Genomic DNA, 15,658 nt, shown 5'->3' on the forward strand with positions numbered 1-15,658 from the left:
CTCCTTATTAATTTCTCAGTGGTTTACCGGTTTCTAACATATGTTTCATTCTTGCTTCTGTCTTTTCAGACATTGCTAGTTCTGTGAAGTTTTCTAACTCTTTTTCTAGAAGCCAATCTTCAGAAACCTGTGTATCTTTTTCAATTTCTCCACCACACATTGCATTAGCTAGGTTTACAGCTATTTTATAGTCATGTTCAGAAATTTGCTGGCCATCACGCATATTTACAAGAAGTGCTTTAACTGTTGCAATACCAGTTTCTCCAAAAACTTTAATGTTTTGTTTTATTGGCGGTTGATATTGACTGAAAGCAAGTAGTTGAGCCTTTTTAAGAGCAACTGCAAGCACTTCTTTAGTGTTTATTACAATAGTATCACTTTCGCGTAAAAATCCCATTTCTTGTGCTTCATAACCACTTTTTGCAACTTGTGCGAGGGCTAAGTTTTTGTAGCGTTTTTCAAAGTCTTTCCATGAGTCTTGAGCATTAGATGCTCGTTGAGCCATTTCTTTAGAGCCACCCCAACCAGGGATAATTCCAACACCTGCTTCTACTAAGCCGATATAACTTTCATGAGCAGCTACAGCAGCATCACTATGTAAGATAGTTTCACAACCACCACCGAAGGCAAATCCTTTTACAGCGGTAACTACTGGGATTTTGCTATAGCGAAGTTTTTGGGAAACTATTTGGTGGCCTTTACGGATAACCTCTTCAATAGCAGCTTCACCATTCATTGTGAACTTGATACCAAATTCTTCAAGATTAGCACCTACTGAAAAGATGTCATCGTATTGCCATATAACGATTGCATCAAGTTTTTCTTCGGCATAGTTGATAGCCTCGGAAATACCATTTAAGACATCATCGCCAATTGAACACATTTTACTTTTGAATGATAATATACCAACACCTTTATAGTCATCGATCTGCCACAATTTAACACCATCATTTTCGTAGAGGGTTTCAGTCTGTAAGGTGTTAGAATGTTCAATTACACTATCAAGGAAAAGTTGACGATCGTATACCTTGAGTTTGTCTCGAGATATAAGCTCGTTATCTATAAAGCTAAACTCTTTGTTATCTTGGTATACACCAATATCTAGCTCATCTACCCAACTTGGTAAAGTGTTTTCAGATAGAGATTTACCTGCTGAGATATCTTCTTTTAACCATTTAGCGACTTTATGCCAGCCCGCTAGTTGCCAGATTTCAAATATACCTTGTTTCCAACCAAAGCCCCAGCGAATTGCTAAATCCATATCTTTAGGGAAATTAGAAATATCACCAACTAGATGAGCAGCATATAAAAACATTTCTCTAAATGTTGACCATAAAAACTGAGCTTGAGTACTGTCACAATTACGCAGTCCCTCAAGCTTTTTAGCCCAATCTTTTTCAGATAAGATTTCTAATACTTTATCATCGGCTTTTTTATCAGAAGGGCGATATTCTTTCGTATCTAAATCCAGAACTTTGATACCATCTGATTCTTTTATATATAAGCCTTTTTTGGTTTTTTGACCTAGTGAGCCATTATCGACTAAATTTTGAATCCAGCCTGGTGTTTCATAAAAACTTTCCCAGCTATCTTTTAAGTTATCTTTCATGGTTTCTATTACATGAGATAATACATCTAATCCAACCAAATCAGCTGTGCGGTAGGTAGCACTTTTTGCTCTACCTAATTTTTTACCAGTAAGCTCATCAACGACTTCAAGAGGTATACTCATTTTCTCGGTATAGTAGCAGGTTATAAGCATTGAAAATACGCCTAATCTATTTGCTATAAAATTTGGAGTATCTTTAGCTCGGATAATACTTTTACCAAGCTTTTCTACTAAGAAAGTTTCTAATTTATCAAGAATTTCAGGATTGGTTTTCTCATGAGGAATTAACTCTACTAACGGCATATATCTTGGAGGGTTAAAAAAGTGTACACCGCAGAAATTAACCTTTAAGTTTTCAGGTAAAATATTAGCAAGTTTTGTAATGCTTAAACCAGAAGTATTAGATGCTAATATAGAGTTTTCCTTTATGTGCCCGGCGATATTAGTATACAAACTTTCTTTGATATCTAAACGCTCAGCTACAGCTTCAACTACTAAATCACAGTCATCTAAAAGTTCTAAGTCATCTTCATAATTTGCAGCCGTAATGTAACTTATTGATTTTTCTGATCCAAAAGGTGCGGGATTAAGTTTTTTGAGATTTGTTAGAGACTCTTCAATTATCGAATTTGGATTGTCTTTGTCAGATTTTAGGTCAAAAAGTACAACAGGGAATCTTGCATTAGCAAAATGAGCAGCTATTTGAGCGCCCATTGTCCCAGCACCTAAGACAGCAATCTTATCAATAGCTCTACGCTTATTTAATCGTTGTGATTCTCTTTTTACAGGTTCTAGTTTATTTGCGATATCGGATTTTTGGTTATCATCTTCAGGGAGGTATTCATCGCCAAAGACTTTTAGATAACTACGCATAGCATCTTCTTTTGACATACCTTTTATAGCATCCCAAGCCATCCATTTAGCACGCTCAACCATTTTTATAGCAGAAGGTTTCTTTGTATCATTATCGCCTTCTTTAACTTGTTTATAAAAAGCGTATAGTTTTAATTTTTGGCTATTGTCAGGTTTAAAATTTATTGTAGCATCTTTAACAGCCGTTAGCATTTCTTCAAATTTTTTCTCTAGTTCAGTCATATTGCCTCCTTGAGAGTCAGTATTTAGTTATTCTCTTTATCCTTTTTGTGCCATTCTGGATGAGCATTTTTAGGTCCTAGAGCATAATCATCAAATTCATCTGTTTGGATGATGTTATTAACCTTAGCTAACATATCATTGACCTTTAAAGCCTCTTCTTCTGAAATGATGCTGTTTTCTACAGCTTCATCAATACAGCCTGACCAGTTAGCTTTAGGAAGTTTCTCTGCTTTAATAGCATCGATGATTTTCTTTTTAATATCAACAACCCCTAGTGATGCTAGATAAGCGTTTTCAACTCTACCTACAGGATCATTATCATCATTAGGGATATGGCATTGAGCTTTCATTGCTTGTCGAGTTTCACTATTTGAAATTAATGATTTGCATATCTCTGCTTCAAGCTTATCTGATGGTCTTCTAAATTTCTTACCATACGGAAATACAAAAAGCTTCATTTTTGTAGCAAATAATCTATTTGGGAAGTTTCTAAATAAATCTAGCATTGCTTGTTGAGCCTGATATAGACAGTGTTGAATGCCCCAGTCAACAAAGATATCATCGCTTTTAGGTTCACCAGCATCTTTGTAGTATTTTAAAATAGCCGATGCCATATATAAGTAGCTCATAGTATCGCCCAGTCGAGCAGATAGCCTTTCTTTGCGTTTTATACCGGCACCGAGTACTGTAATTGAGATATCATTAACATAAGAGTAAGCAGTACTCATGTGTGAGATATACCTATAATAGCGTTTAAATTTTGAATTGTAGCTAGGAGCTGTAAAACCTCCACTTAGACCATACCATAATGTACGCGAGCCATTATTAGCCATGTATTTAAAATGACTTTTGAAATTGTCTGTGAATTTTTTTTCATCATCATTCATTAGGCTTTCTATTTCTTTACGAATATAGGGGTGGCACTTCATAGCACCTTGACCAAAGATCATTAGGTTACGAGTCATGATATTTGCACCTTCTACTGTAATACCAATTGGTGTAGCCATATATGGAATAGCTAAGTAGTTATTTGGCCCCATAATAATTGCACGGCCGCCATGAATATCCATAGAGTTATTGATCGTAGTGCGCCCCATTTCTGTTAGATGGTATTTTGCTATTGCAGAAGCAACCGAAGGGCGGACACCACTATCTACAGCAGCTACAGTAAATCGGCGTGTAGCATTAGCAATATATGCAAGCCCTGCAGTTTCAGCGAGCTTTTCTTGGACACCTTCAAAGTGCGCAATTGGTACTTTAAACTGTTCTCTTACACTTGCATAAGCAGAAGTTAAGACAGTTGACATCAGCGTATTTGCTGTACCGCAAGCAGGTAGAGATATTGCTCTACCAATAGATAGGCACTCAACTAACATGCGCCAACCTTCGCCAGTCATTTTTTGTCCACCGATAATCCAGTCCATAGGAATAAAGACATCATTAGCTTTGATATATCCATTCATAAATGCTTGAGCTAAAGGGAAACCTCTTTTACCGATTTCTAAACCTTTATGATCATGAGGTAGTAAAGCACAAGTGATACCTTCTGAGCCAGTTTCTTCTAATAGACCGTCAGGGTCTTGTAATTGAAATGCTAAACCAACTAGTGTTGCGATTGGTGCAAGTGTGATATAACGCTTGTTGATATTTTCTAGTTTAATACCTAGAGTTTTTTTGCCTTGGAAATTTTCATAGCAAACAACACCTTTATCAGGAAGTGAAGTCGCATCAGATCCTGCTGTTGGCCCTGTTAAAGCAAAACAAGGTATCTCGTCACCAGCTGCAAGCCTTGGTAGATAGTGTTTTTTTTGTTCATCTGTACCGTAATGTGCCAGAAGCTCCCCTGGACCTAGAGAATTTGGTACCATTACAGAAATTGCTGCAGTGACACTTTTTGTCGCTAGCTTCATTACGATCTCAGAGTGGGCAGCAGCAGAGAAGCCTTTACCACCATGCTCTTTATCTATTACTAATCCTAAAAAACCTTTTTTACGAATAAAATTCCAAGCTTTTACAGTTAAGTCTTTATCTTCATAATTGATTTTCCAATCATCAATCATATTACAAAGCTCGGTAGTTTCATTATCTAAAAATGCCTGCTCTTCATCAGAGAACTCAAACTTTTTAAGATTATGAAGTTTGTCAAAATCAGGTTTACCTTGGAAAAGCTCTTGTTCAAACCAGTTTTCACCAGCATCTAAAGCAGTTTGCTCAGTTTTTGAGATTGCAGGAGTTGATTTTTTCGCTGTTTTATAAATTTTATCGAACATTTTGATGGCTCCTTAAGTAGAGAGCTGTTTAATTATTATTGTCCATACTTATTAGCATATTCTTTTTGTAAAGAACTTACATCTATTTTTCCAACAGTATTTTTAGGAAGCTCATCTTTAAAGATGATTTTCTCAGGGATTTTATAGTGAGCAAGCCTAGTAGCACAATATGCTTTGATTTCTTTTTCAGTTAATTTTTGATCTTGTTTTAGCACTACAAATGCTACAGGCATTTCACCAGTTTCTTCTGAATGAGCTTTTATTACTGCGGCATCTTCTATTTCTTCTCTGGCAAATAGAGCTAGTTCAATCTCCTTAGGAAATACATTAAATCCAGAAACTATAATCATATGTTTAATGCGACTAGAGATAACCAATCGTCCTTGATCATCCAAATAGCCAATATCACCAGTTTTTAACCAACCATCATCAGAGAAATGCTCTTTATTGACTTCAGGTAAATTCCAAAAACCTGGTGATTTTTGAGGTCCAGTAACCCATATCTCACCATTTTCACCTTGAGGAATTTCATTACCTTTATCGTCATATATCGCAATACCTGTGTTTGGTAGAGGAAAGCCTACAGTACCATTAAAAGGTTCGCTATTAAGAGAGTTTACAGTTACTACTGGGGACATTTCAGAGAGACCATAACCTTCTTTTATTTCAACACCAGTTAAATCTTTCCATTGCTTAGCTACAGAGTCTATGGTCGACATTCCGCCACTAATAGAGAGCTTGAAGTTGGGAAACTTACTCTGTCGGAACTTCTTGCTTTTCAATAAAGCAGCATATAAAGTGTTAACTCCAAAAAGTGTAGTAAAGTTGCTTTTCTTCATTTCTTTGATTAGTGAAGAGGTATCTCGTGGGTTTGGAATTAAAACCTGTAAAGCTCCTGAAAAATAAAAAAGGAAGAGATTCGCTGTTAGGCTAAATATATGGTAAATAGGTAAAGCATTTATAGCTATCTGTTTACTTGGCTCAATAGAAAAACCTGTTGTCCAAGCTTTTATTTGATATATGTTCGCTACTATGTTTTGATGTAGTAAAATAGTGCCTTTAGGTGTTCCTGTAGTTCCACTAGAGTATTGTAAAGCAGCCATATCGTCTGGAGATATTATGATTTGGGAGTAATCTGGAATATGTTTTTCTAAGAGTGCGTTTTTGAAACAGTCAAATTTACTCTTCGAATAGTTTGATTTCATACCTTTAATATGTTTTGCTACAAATGAAACTATTTGTTTTCTTGGAGGTGAATATAGATCTGAGATATTTGTAATCATCATATGTTTAAGATCATCACATTCATCAGCAATTACTTCAACATTGTGAGCTAGTGATGAAAGGACAATAACCCCTTTTGCCTTAGAGTCTTTTAAAATACCTCTAATTTCAGTGCTAGTGTATAATGGGTTAATATTTACAAAGACACACCCTAACTTTATAAGAGCAAAAATTGTTGTTGGAAACTGGAGCAGGTTAGGTAGGACGATAGCAATATGGTCCCCTTTTTTTAATTGCCACTTATTTTGAAAGTACCCAGCTAAGTGATCTGAGTATATATCTACATCACAGAAAGTTAGTTTTTCACCATGGCAGCTTAAAGCTTCTTTGGAAGAAAAATCATTTGTAGACATTTTGAGTAAATCACGTATTGTAATGTTAGGAATTTTAATATTACTAGTAACTTCATTAGGATAATTACTGTTGTTATTTGAATTATTCATATAACTCTCCTTAACAAACTTAACTCTAAAGAAAAGAGATAGCTAATATTTCAATTATATTAGAATTAATGACTTTTATCTATGATTGTTACGAGGAACTATGAAAATAAGTGTATGGTTTTTTATAATTTGTAGCTTATGCGAAAAAAACTATGTATACGACTATATTTATCATTTATAATTGAGTCATTAGTAAACAGCATGATATTACTTCTCAATGAAAATATACCATAATCCAAAATGTTCGAAGTCGCGTCAAGCAAAGAAAACTCTTGATGAAAAAGCTATAGATTACACTACACATCTTTATCTAAATGACCCTTTATCTCAAGAAGATTTACAGGGTTTATTGGGTAAGTTAGGTTTGAATATTAAAGATATTATTCGCACTAAAGAGGCTATCTGGAAAGAAAACTTTAAAGATGGAGTATATAGTGATCAAGAACTTATTAAGATACTAGCAGATAATCCAAGACTGTTGGAGCGACCGATTATAGAACATAAAGATTTTGCAGTAGTTGCAAGGTCTGATGAAAAAATCACTGAAATTTTAAATACCTACTAGCGTAGAGTTAGTATTTAGCAAGTTAAACTTATCTATTAGGAGATATTCTTATGCAAAAAATTATTTATACAATTACAGATGAAGCACCAGCATTAGCAACGGGCTCTTTTTTACCAATGGTAGAAAAACTTACTAAAACAACAGGTATTTCTGTTGAGACTAAAGATATTTCTTTAGCAGCTAGAATATTATCTAGTTTTAGCGATTATCTCACTGAAGATCAAAAAATATCTGATGATTTGGCAATGCTAGGAAGTTTGGCAAAAACTCCTGATGCTAATATCATTAAGTTACCAAATATTAGTGCATCAGTTCCGCAACTTGTGGCTGCTATAGAAGAGCTTCAAGCGAAGGGGTATGCTATCCCAAGTTATCCAGCAGAACCAAAAAATGATGAAGAAAAGGAAGTTAAGGCTCGTTTCGGTAAGATTTTAGGAAGTGCAGTAAATCCTGTTTTAAGAGAGGGTAATTCAGATCGTAGAGTTGCTGCAGCAGTTAAAGAATATGCTGAAAAACATCCACATTCTATGGGCGAGTGGTCAAAAGACTCTAAGTCTCATGTAGCTAGCATGTCCGCTGATGACTTTTATGCAAATGAAAAATCATATATTGTACCAAAAGCAACTTCTGTAAATATTGTTCACACTGATAAAGCAGGTAATGAAACAGTATTAAAAGAAGGTTTGGCTTTAGAGGATAAAGAGATAATCGATGCTACGAAAATATCAGTAAAAGCATTAAGAGATTTCTATAAAACTGAAATTGCTAATGCTAAAAAAGAAGGTACACTTCTTTCACTTCATTTGAAAGCAACAATGATGAAAGTTTCTGATCCGATTTTATTTGGTCATGCCGTTGAGATATTTTTTGCAGATGTTTTCAAAAAGTATGCGAAAGAGTTTAAAGAGTTAGGTGTGAATGTTCGTAACGGTTGGGGAGATGTGATTGAGAAGATCAAGCAACTCCCTCAAGATTTACAAGATAGTATCAATGCTGATATTGAAAAAGTATTTGCTAAACAGCCTGATATTGCAATGGTTAATTCTCATAAGGGTATCACAAACTTAAATGTGCCTAGTGATGTGATTATTGATGCTTCGATGCCTGCAGCTATTCGTTCTTCTGGTAAGATGTGGAACAAAAATGATGAGCTTCAGGATATGAAAGCTATAATTCCTGATAGGTGTTATGCAGGTGTATATGCCGCTACTATAGATTTCTGTAGAGAAAACGGTGCTTTTGATGTATCTACTATGGGAGATGTTTCAAATGTGGGTTTAATGGCTAAAAAAGCTCAAGAATATGGTTCACATGATAAAACTTTTGAAATAGCTGCTGACGGTAAGGTTCAAGTTATCGATGCAGATGGTAAAGTAATCTTAGAGCATAGTGTAGAAGCTGGTGATATTTGGAGAGCATGTCAAACAAAAGATGTGGCAGTGAAAGATTGGGTTAAACTTGCGGTAAATAGAGCTAGAATAACTCAAAACCCTGCAATTTTCTGGTTAGACTCTAATCGTGCTCATGATAGAAACCTTATTTCAAAGGTTCAAGAATACCTTGCAAATCATGACACTACTGGTTTAGATATTCAAATCTTATCGCCAATTGAAGCAACTAAGTACTCATTAAAGAGAGTAAAAGAAGGAAAAAATACTATCTCAGTTACAGGTAATGTTTTAAGAGATTATCTTACAGATTTGTTCCCTATTTTAGAGCTTGGTACTTCTGCTAAGATGCTTTCGATAGTACCATTGCTTGCAGGTGGTGGTTTGTTTGAAACTGGTGCTGGTGGTTCTGCTCCTAAGCATGTAGAACAGCTTATCGAAGAAAACCACTTAAGGTGGGATTCATTGGGTGAGTTTTTAGCATTAGGTGCTTCACTTGAAGATTTAGCTATCAAAACTAGAGACGCTAAGGTTAAAGTTTTAGCTGAATGTTTAGAGCAAGCAAACAAAGATTTCTTAGATAATGATAAATCACCTCGCCGTAAAATTGGTGAGCTTGATACAAGAGGAAGCCATTTTTACTTAACTTTCTATTGGATTAAAGCATTAGCTAACCAGACTAGTGATCAAGAGCTAAAAGATAAATTTTCTCTTATATATAACGAGTTAGCAGAGAATGAAGATAAAATTGTTAAAGAGCTAGCAACTGTTCAAGGTAAAAAAGTTGATATCGGTGGATACTATTATCCTGATATTAAAAAACTTAAAAGTGTTATGCAACCAAGCAAAACATTAAACTCTATCTTAGCTAAAATCTAATTATTAACTGATGTTATGCGCTAAACACAATTTGAGCAAAAAGATGTTATAGTCTACATCAAATTGCGTTGTTAGTAAGATTTGAAGCTACTAGTAGCTCCTTACACCTTACTGCCTAGCACTTCAATGCAACTTATACCACTCAAGTTTGTGTTTAGTGCGTGACATCAGTTATAAAATTCTACAACAATAAATAATAGCCAATGTGCTATAATTTATCTAATCAATTCATTTTAAATTATTTGAGTGTATGAAAATTAAAAGCGTTGTTTCTTTACTAGCTCTTGCTGTTGATATAGTTATCCATATAGGTGTTCTTTTTATGGTGGCTATCTATGTTCTTGTCAGTAAGGCTATCATTGGTGTTTTAAGATTGATAAATAAAATCTTTAAACTATTGGGTCTTAAAAAGCCATCTTCTGAGCCAATGGCATAATTATAAAGAAATACTCTTAACCTCATGAATAATTCTAAATTACAGTATGATTTACTTTTAAATCAGATACCGACTAAACTTCGTGGTAAATATATTTCCGCTTTTCGTAATAATAAAATATCTAAAAAGGATTTATTTCTTGAATTAGAATTATTAGCAGATGAAGTAGGTTCAAAAAATCTCCCCAAAATAGTATACCCTGATTTGCCTGTTGCAGAAAAAGTTGATGATATAAAAAAACTCATCGCTGAAAATCAGGTGATTGTAGTAGCTGGTGAAACAGGTTCGGGAAAATCAACTCAACTTCCTAAAATTTGTCTTGATATGGGGTTAGGTAGAAGAGGTCTTATTGGACACACTCAACCTCGAAGATTAGCTGCTAGATCTATAGCTAGTAGGGTTGCTAGTGAGATTGGTGATCAGTCGAAGGTATCTTATAAGATTAGATTTTCTGATAAAACTGATGATAATACTCTGGTTAAAGTAATGACTGATGGAGTGTTATTATCAGAGATTAAAAATGATAGGTTTTTGTCTCAATATGAAGTTATTATTATTGATGAAGCTCATGAAAGAAGTTTAAATATTGATTTTTTGATGGGATGTATCAAAAAGATATTACCATTTCGTCCAGATTTAAAAATTATTATAACTTCGGCGACAATAGATCATAATAAATTTACGAGCTATTTTGCTAATGCTAAAGATATAACAATATCAGGCAGAACTTATCCTGTAGAAATTCGCTATCAAGATGATATTGATTTTGAAAGTTTTTCAATGCAGGAGAGGATTCTTTATGCCATAGATGAACTAGGGCGTGGTGATGTGTTGGTGTTTTTGCCAACTGAACGAGATATTCATGAAACACTAGCTTATCTAAATAAACAAGATTTACGTTTTACAGAAGTTTTACCGCTTTTTTCAAGACTCTCAAATAAAGATCAAAACAAGATATTTAACCCAGAAGGTAGTATTCGTAGAATTATATTAGCAACAAATGTGGCAGAAACTTCTTTGACAGTACCTCGGATTAAATCAGTGATAGATTCAGGGCTTGTAAGGATTAGCCGTTATAGCTACCGAACAAAAGTCCAACGCTTACCAATCGAGAAGATATCTCAAGCAAGTGCAAATCAGCGAGCAGGTCGTTGTGGTAGATTGTCAGCTGGAGTGTGTATTAGGCTATATAGTGAAGAAGATTTTAATAATCGTAAAGAGTTTACTGATCCTGAGATTTTACGCACAAATTTGGCATCAGTGATTTTACAAATGTTATTTTTGCGACTTGGAAGTATAGATGATTTTCCATTTATAGATGAGCCTGATACTAGGTTTGTTCGAGATGGCTACAAGCTTTTGTTTGAATTAAAAGCTATATCAGAGCTTAACTACTCAAAAGCTACTATAACACAAGATGGTTTGAAAATGGCGACAATGCCACTAGATCCAAAACTTGCCAAAATTGTTATTGAAGCGCAAAGACAAGGGTGTTTAAAAGAGGCTATTTCTATTGTTAGTTTTTTGAGTATTCAAGATCCTAGGGAAAGACCATTAAATTATCAGCAAAAATCAGATACAGCACATGCTGTTGATAAAGATAAAAATTCAGACTTTATAACTATTTTAAATTTGGCAAATAGGCTTACTAGTGATTTAAAAGATTTGACTAATAGTCAGAAAAAAGATTATTTTCGTAAGAACTTTATCTCACCTGTGAGGTTTAATGAATGGAACGACATTTATAGGCAAATAATAGAAGTTGTTCATAAATTTAAATGGAAGCTTAACAGCACTTCTGTCACTTCTGGTACTGACTTAAAGCCTAATAGTAAGAATGTATATGAAAGTAGTTCTTTAGGTGTGAGTTATGAAAAACTCCATAAAGCATTAATAAGTGGTTTTATAGGTAATATTGGTTTTAACTATGAGCTTACAGAATATTTGGGTGCTAGGGGATTAAAGTTTTTTATATTTCCAGGATCATCACAGTTTAAGAAGAAGCCCAAATGGATGTTTAGCTCAGAGATTGTTGAAACAACAAAAGTCTTTGCAAGAAATGTTGCTAAAATTGAGCCTGAATGGGTTGAAAGCTTAGCATCTCATCTTATTAAGAAAAATCATGATGAGCCTGTTTGGAGTAAAAAAAGAGGTGTTGTAGTAGCTAATGAAAGAGTCTCTATTTATGGTCTTGAGATAGTTGCTAAAAGATCAATGCAGTTTGCTAAAATAAACGAAGAGTTAGCAAGAGAGATATTTATTCGAGAGGCTTTGGTTAATGGTGAATTTGATACTAAAGCATATTTTTTTAATGAGAATCTTAAATTAATAACAGATATTGAGGATTTAGAAAATAAATCTCGTCGTAAAGATATTCTTGTTGATGAGCAGGCGATGTTTGATCATTATAACTCTTTAATGCCGGAAGATGTTTGTAGTAAAGTAACTTTTGAAAAGTGGGCTAGAAAACTTGATAAAAGCCAACAACAGTCATTGCTTTTCGATATAGATAAACTAATGCAACATAATGCAGATGAAGTTACACAGGAAAAATATCCAGATACTTTTAGTGCCGGTAATATGCATCTGCCTCTAGAGTATGAATTTGATCCGTTATCTGAAAATGATGGAGCGACTTTAACTTTACCACTAGCCTTTCTGAATGATATTAATCCGATAGTTTTAGAGTGGGGTGTTTATGGCTTTTTATATGAGAAAATAGTTGGGTTGTTGAGAGCATTACCAAAAAATATTCGTAAGAATTGTGTTCCTGTACCAACTTATGCTCAAGCTATATTTGAATCAATAGATTTTGAGAAAGATAGATTTATTCCTCTAAAAAGTATAGTTGCCAAGCAAGTCACCCGTATTGTCGGAATGCCTGTAGATGAAACTATTTGGCAAGATGAAAGTTTAGATAAACACCTTATATTAAACATCAAAGCAGTAGATACTAATAATGGTAAGGTTTTAGGTATTGATAGAGATATTAATAAGCTTAAAGAAAAGTTTGGACAAATAGTTGTAAAGCCTAAAAGTCAAACCCAGGAAAAAGAAGTTTTAGAGTGGCAATGGGATCGAATAGCGAAAACTCAACAAATAAAAGAATATGGTGTAACTGTAGAGGTCTATAATTGCCTTGAGGTTTATAAGAATGGTGTGAAATTAAGTTATAAAGTTACTGAAAAAGAGGCTTTTCAATCAATGAAAATGGCTTTAGCTAGATTGGTGGAAATCAAGCTTGAAGAAGATATGTTAAAAAGCTCAAAAAATAATAATTTAGCAAGTTTATCTATAGCTTTGAAACTTAATGATTCTAAAAATATGATTGTAAATAAAGCTATTGAGTTAAGTTTTTTTAATAATCTTCAGTCATTACCATTTTCAGAAGCAGATTATCAAAAGTTTTATGAAAATGGTTTGCAAAGCTTTATGTCTAATAGAGCAAATATAGAAAAGCTCGTTGAAGAAATATTTAAATATAAAAAGCTGCTTGATAAGAAATTATCACAAAAGAAAATACCTCTAAACTTTATTGAGCTTTTTGCTGATGTAAGAGTTGAGTTGGAAAAACTTTTTGAAGGTAACTATCTAAATGTTCCTTATACTTATTTGCAGAGGTTTAAATACTATGTACAGGCATTTGATACTCGACTTGAAAAAGCAAAACAAAACTTGCAAAAAGATCGAGGTTTTAAGATAGAAGTCGAGGCGTTAGAAGCAAAGCTTAGCAAAGCAATATCGAGTAAGCATTTAGATAATAAGTCCGAGTCTGTTGTGAGAATTAAATTTCTGATAAAAGAGCTATGGGTTTCTTGGTATTTGCAAAGTGTTAAAACTATTGAGTCTGTATCAATGAAGAAAATTTCAAGCTATATTAAAGAATTATAGTTAAGGTTCGTATACTTTGTTATAATTTTAATTATTTTTATGATTTTATCTTAAATGTTAAAAAGACTTTACGACAAAAGACTTCTGAATTTTTTGGTTATAATTTTTATAACGATAATCTCAGTCAATTGGACTTTCTATATTTTTAAAGAGAATGTGAGTTTAAGCTTTCTATCTATTGTGATTGCCCTTAGATGCATATCTTCATTTTCCTTGTTGCGAGATTATATGGCAAGCTGGCGGAAATCGACACAGAAGACTTTTTTGCGCAAAGTTTTTGTCAATATCCCTGTATTTATAATAGTTGCTATTAGCTTTTATGGTGAAATTAGATTTGCTCTTATATTTTCTGAATTTTTGTCATACTTACTTTTATTAAATCTTAGTGTTTATTGTTATTGGTATGCTACAAATAAAAGTAGAATACAAAAAACTAAAAAGGCAATTGTTTATGGAGCAGGTGTTGCAGGGGTTAAGATAGCGGAAGAGCTTTATAATACCGAGTATATGGTTAAATATTTTGTTGATGATAGCTCAACCTTACAAAAAAGAAGTGTAGATGGCAGGAAGATTTTATCAGTAGCTCAGCTTAAGCATAAGCTTTTAACCAACGAATATGATTTGTTGATTATTGCTTTGCCAAAAGAAGCAAACAAGAGAATAAAAAGAATCTATAAAAGTTTTCAGAAAGATTTTAAACAAATTAAGATTATGCCACCCTTAGAGGATGTGCTTCAAGATGAAAGTTATACTGCGCAATTAAAACCAGTATCGCTATATGACTTACTTTCTCGAGACTCTAAAAGTTTAGATGAAGCAGCAATTTCTGGATTTATTAAAGATAAAATTGTATTAGTTACCGGAGGTGGTGGGAGTATTGGTTCTGAGATTGTTAGGCAATGTACCAAATATAAGGCTAAAAAAATCATTCTAGTTGATCATAGTGAATATAATTTATATGAAGTTTCTGAGGAGCTTGGTCTAGATAGGCTTCGTTATAAATTAGCATCTGTATGTGATATTGATAAAATTCGTAAAATTTTTGATAAGTATCGGCCTAGCGTGGTATTTCATGCCGCAGCTTATAAGCATGTTCCTCTTGTAGAGGGTAATGCTGTAAATGCTATAAAAAATAATGTTTTGGGAACAAAAAATGTGATTGATGTTTCTATAGAAAAAAATGTTGAGTCGTTTATATTAGTTTCAACTGATAAAGCTGTTCGTCCTACAAATATTATGGGAGCAACTAAGAGAGTTTGTGAGCTTTACTTACAAAATGTAGATCCTAAATCTACTAAGCTAGCAGCTGTAAGGTTTGGGAATGTCTTAGGTAGTAGTGGTAGTGTGATACCTAAGTTTGAGAGACAGCTGAAATTAGGTGGACCATTGACTGTGACACATCCAGAGATTACTAGGTACTTTATGCTTATCCCCGAGGCTTGTGAGCTTGTTTTACAAGCAGGTGCAATAGCAAAGAACTCAGAGGTTTTTGTCTTAGATATGGGTGCTCCAGTTAAAATTTTGGATTTAGCTGAACAATTTAGAAAGCTTTGTGGGAGAGAAGATGTTGAAATAAAAATAACAGGTTTGAGACCTGGCGAAAAACTTTATGAAGAGCTTCTTATAGAAAAAACTGATGTAAGAACAATTTATAAAGATATTTTTGTTGGCCGTAAAACATTTTATGAAATTGAGAGTCTAGCAACAGATATTGAAAAATTACTTTCTGAGAAAAATAGTCCGATAGAAATGTTGAAAAAAATTGTTCCAGAGTTTGAGCATAGGTTAAATGGGTAGT

8 protein-coding genes are annotated in these 15,658 nt (G+C 33.8%); 5 read left to right on the forward strand and 3 right to left on the reverse strand.

The genetic code is table 11. From position 1 onward, the window contains the following. Positions 1 to 7 precede the first annotated feature (7 nt). From CDH04_RS02635 to CDH04_RS02645, 3 genes are read right to left on the reverse strand one after another with little or no spacing between them, the layout of a single operon-like run. A complete protein-coding gene (locus CDH04_RS02635) occupies positions 8 to 2,704 on the reverse strand; it encodes an acyl-CoA-binding protein (RefSeq protein ID WP_112869548.1) in 2,697 nt (898 codons plus the stop codon). Positions 2,705 to 2,727: 23 nt separating this feature from the next. After that, complete coding sequence (locus CDH04_RS02640) at positions 2,728 to 4,974, reverse strand: acyl-CoA dehydrogenase (protein ID WP_112869549.1); 2,247 nt, start codon at positions 4,972 to 4,974, stop codon at positions 2,728 to 2,730. A gap of 35 nt (positions 4,975 to 5,009) precedes the next feature. Next, positions 5,010 to 6,701, reverse strand: a complete 1,692-nt coding sequence (locus CDH04_RS02645) for a long-chain-fatty-acid--CoA ligase (RefSeq protein WP_112869550.1) — start codon at positions 6,699 to 6,701, stop codon at positions 5,010 to 5,012. 217 nt (positions 6,702 to 6,918) lie between these two features. On the opposite strand from CDH04_RS02645, the gene CDH04_RS02650 reads away from it, so the two are divergent. The 5 genes from CDH04_RS02650 (at position 6,919) to CDH04_RS02670 (ending at position 15,657) form a co-directional block, all read left to right on the forward strand. Beyond that, positions 6,919 to 7,266, forward strand: a complete 348-nt coding sequence (locus CDH04_RS02650) for an ArsC/Spx/MgsR family protein (RefSeq protein WP_112869551.1) — start codon at positions 6,919 to 6,921, stop codon at positions 7,264 to 7,266. 50 nt (positions 7,267 to 7,316) lie between these two features. Continuing rightward, on the forward strand, positions 7,317 to 9,533 hold the full coding sequence (locus tag CDH04_RS02655; protein WP_112869552.1) for an NADP-dependent isocitrate dehydrogenase: 2,217 nt from the start codon (positions 7,317 to 7,319) through the stop codon (positions 9,531 to 9,533). Between the two features lie 250 nt (positions 9,534 to 9,783). Beyond that, positions 9,784 to 9,969 carry a hypothetical protein gene (locus CDH04_RS02660; protein ID WP_112869553.1) on the forward strand — a complete coding sequence of 62 codons (186 nt, stop codon included), beginning with the start codon at positions 9,784 to 9,786 and terminating at the stop codon, positions 9,967 to 9,969. 24 nt (positions 9,970 to 9,993) lie between these two features. Further along, a complete protein-coding gene (gene hrpA, locus CDH04_RS02665; RefSeq protein ID WP_112869554.1) occupies positions 9,994 to 13,860 on the forward strand; it encodes an ATP-dependent RNA helicase HrpA in 3,867 nt (1,288 codons plus the stop codon). A gap of 54 nt (positions 13,861 to 13,914) precedes the next feature. After that, positions 13,915 to 15,657 (forward strand): polysaccharide biosynthesis protein, encoded by a 1,743-nt coding sequence (locus CDH04_RS02670; protein WP_112869555.1) that lies wholly within the window; start codon positions 13,915 to 13,917, stop codon positions 15,655 to 15,657. Position 15,658 lies beyond the last annotated feature (1 nt).

Origin of the sequence: Francisella adeliensis (assembly GCF_003290445.1) — a bacterium.
Lineage (GTDB): Bacteria > Pseudomonadota > Gammaproteobacteria > Francisellales > Francisellaceae > Francisella > Francisella adeliensis.

Coding starts and splice junctions, on each gene's coding strand:
- CDH04_RS02635 (WP_112869548.1), bottom strand. CDS start 2,704: ATGACTGAACTAGAGAAAAAATTTGAAGAAATGCTAACGGCTGTTAAA.
- CDH04_RS02640 (WP_112869549.1), bottom strand. CDS start 4,974: ATGTTCGATAAAATTTATAAAACAGCGAAAAAATCAACTCCTGCAATC.
- CDH04_RS02645 (WP_112869550.1), bottom strand. CDS start 6,701: ATGAATAATTCAAATAACAACAGTAATTATCCTAATGAAGTTACTAGT.
- CDH04_RS02650 (WP_112869551.1), top strand. CDS start 6,919: ATGAAAATATACCATAATCCAAAATGTTCGAAGTCGCGTCAAGCAAAG.
- CDH04_RS02655 (WP_112869552.1), top strand. CDS start 7,317: ATGCAAAAAATTATTTATACAATTACAGATGAAGCACCAGCATTAGCA.
- CDH04_RS02660 (WP_112869553.1), top strand. CDS start 9,784: ATGAAAATTAAAAGCGTTGTTTCTTTACTAGCTCTTGCTGTTGATATA.
- hrpA (WP_112869554.1), top strand. CDS start 9,994: ATGAATAATTCTAAATTACAGTATGATTTACTTTTAAATCAGATACCG.
- CDH04_RS02670 (WP_112869555.1), top strand. CDS start 13,915: ATGTTAAAAAGACTTTACGACAAAAGACTTCTGAATTTTTTGGTTATA.